Here is a 2,332-nt window from a genome sequence, read left to right as displayed (position 1 = left end):
GGGCCCGGGCCCGGACCCGGCCCGGTCGGCCGCCGCCTCTCCGAGCGCCTCCACCTCCTCCTCCGGCGATTCGGTGACGGCCGCGCCCTCGAAGTCCGGCCAGAGCACCGTCTCCGCCCCGGCCCGGCCGACCGGCTACTCCCCGATGCTGGACAAGAAGTCGCTGTCGATCCCCGCCGCCGAGTACTCCAGCGACGCCTACCGGATCGACCTGAACGCGGGCACCGTGGTGCCCCGCTCCACCGACCTGAAGTGGGGTCTGGGGGTCACCAACAACGGCAGCGGCAGCAAGGCCAACGCCTTCGACACCTACGGGGACGACAAGTCGGACTTCGCGGTGATCACCGAGCCGTCCGTCACCGCCGAGCAGTGCGCCGCCGCGATCGACTCCCGGCCGGACACCGACCTCTCGTACAACCGGGTCGCCCCGGGCCGACTGCTGTGCGTCCGCGACCGGATCACCCGCAACATCGCCATCGCGGTGATCGAGCAGGCGGACCCGACCACCGGGGCCGCCAGGGTCACCGTCAGCACCTGGCGCGCGAGCTGACCCGACTATCCTGACCAGGTCAATCCCCATCGGACCGGAGCGAACCGTGTACTTCACCGACCGAGGCATCGAGGAACTGGAGAACCGGCGCGGCGAGGAGGAGGTCACCCTGGGGTGGCTGGCCGAGCAGCTGCGCGCGTTCGTCGACCTCAACCCGGACTTCGAGGTCCCGGTCGAGCGGCTGGCCACCTGGCTGGCGCGGCTCGACGACGAGGACGACGAGTGACCCGGTGACGGCCGCCGCGAGGCCCGGGAGGCAACCGCCTCCCGGGCCTCGCGCGTGTTCGGGGACGGAGCCCCGCCGTCCCCGTAGGGGAGGTCTCGGGGACGGATCGGGGTCGGGATCGGGGGCCGGCACGCTTGACTCTGCCAGCACGCGATATATCGTCTTTAAAAGAGAACGCGATACATCGCGATCCGCGACGGGAGGCGGCAGAGATGAGCCAGTGGACGGTCGAGGGCACCGAGAGGATCACCTTCGACGAGTCGGTGCGCACGCTGCACGTGCGGACCATCGAGGGCACGGTGAACGTGGTCGCGGCCGAGGGCCCGGCCCGCCTGGAGGTCACCGAGCTGGTCGGCGACCCCCTGCACGTGACCCTGGTGGACGGCGTCCTGACGGTCACCTACAAGGACATCAACAGCTGGGGCGAGTTCGGCGACTGGCTCAAGTCGGTCGGCTCGGTGAAGAACTTCTTCGGCTCCTTCAAGCGCAAGCGGATCGCCGGCGTGACCGTGACCGTCCCGGCCGACGTCGAGGTCAAGGTCGGGACCGTGTCGGCGCACGCCACCGTCAGCGGCGTCAGCGGGCACGTCTCGGTGCAGAGCGCCAACGGCGACACCACCCTCGCCGGGGTGACCGGCCGGATCGAGGCCAGTACCGTCACCGGCGACGTGGACGCCCAGGCGGTCGGCGGCCAGCTCAAGGTCAACACCGTCTCCGGGCAGCTCACCGTGATCGCCGGCACCGCCGACCGGATCCAGGCCAACACCGTCACCGGGGCCGTCACCCTGGACCTCGACGTGGCGGGTGAGACCGACGTCAAGGTCAACACCGTCAGCGGCGCGGTCGTGGTCCGGATCCCCTCGCTGGCCGACGCCACCGTCGAGGCCGGCTCCACCAGCGGCGACGTCTCCAGCACCTTCGAGGAACTCCAGATGAGCAGCACCTGGGGCGCCAAGAAGATCTCCGGCCGGCTCGGCGAGGGCCGCGGCAGCCTCAACGTCACCACCGTCTCCGGCGCGGTCACCGTGCTGCGCCGCCCCGACTCGGAGGAGGACGGCCCGGTGGTGGTCAAGGAACTCCCGGCGGGCCCCGGCACCCCGAACCTCACCAAGGAGGCCTGAGATGACCCCCGTGTTCGGCCACGGCCGGCTCCGCCTCTACCTGCTGAAGCTGCTGGACGAGGCCCCGCGGCACGGCTACGAGGTCATCCGGCTGCTGGAGGAGCGGTTCCAGGGCCTGTACGCCCCTTCGGCCGGGACGGTCTACCCGCGGCTGGCCAAGCTGGAGCAGGAGGGCCTGGTCGCCCACAGCACCGAGGGCGGCCGCAAGGTGTACCGGCTGACCGACGCCGGACGCGCCGAACTCGAAGCCCGTCAGGTCGAGTTGGAGGAGCTGGAGGTGGAGATCCACGACTCCGTGGCCCAGCTCGCCGGGGCGATCCGCGAGGACGTCCGGGACAGCGCCAAGGACCTGCGCGAGGAGCTGTGGAACGCCGCGAAGCAGGCGCCCCGGCCGGAGCGCACCGAGGGCGGGGACCCGTGGGCCGGGCCCTGGGG

At 71.5% G+C, this 2,332-nt stretch carries 3 protein-coding genes and 1 pseudogene; all 4 read left to right on the top strand.

Translation table 11 applies throughout. The annotated features are described in order from the left end of the window. Positions 1-550 (top strand): annotated as a pseudogene (locus ACIQOV_RS37865) (hypothetical protein); the annotation flags it as partial. A 46-nt stretch (positions 551-596) separates the two neighbouring features. After that, positions 597-776 (top strand): DUF6104 family protein, encoded by a 180-nt coding sequence (locus ACIQOV_RS37860; RefSeq protein WP_387695218.1) that lies wholly within the window; start codon positions 597-599, stop codon positions 774-776. Positions 777-988: 212 nt separating this feature from the next. After that, positions 989-1,897 carry a DUF4097 family beta strand repeat-containing protein gene (locus ACIQOV_RS37855; RefSeq protein ID WP_401055312.1) on the top strand — a complete coding sequence of 303 codons (909 nt, stop codon included), beginning with the start codon at positions 989-991 and terminating at the stop codon, positions 1,895-1,897. 1 nt (position 1,898) lies between these two features. Continuing rightward, positions 1,899-2,332, top strand: a 434-nt coding sequence (locus ACIQOV_RS37850; protein WP_401055311.1) for a helix-turn-helix transcriptional regulator, incomplete at its 3' end; no start/stop codon positions are given.

Origin of the sequence: Kitasatospora sp. NPDC091257, assembly GCF_044757675.1 — a bacterium.
Classification (GTDB): domain Bacteria; phylum Actinomycetota; class Actinomycetes; order Streptomycetales; family Streptomycetaceae; genus Kitasatospora; species Kitasatospora lactacystinica.
The sequence above is the reverse complement of the archived record's forward strand: the minus strand, read 5'-3'. Positions and strand labels throughout refer to the sequence as shown.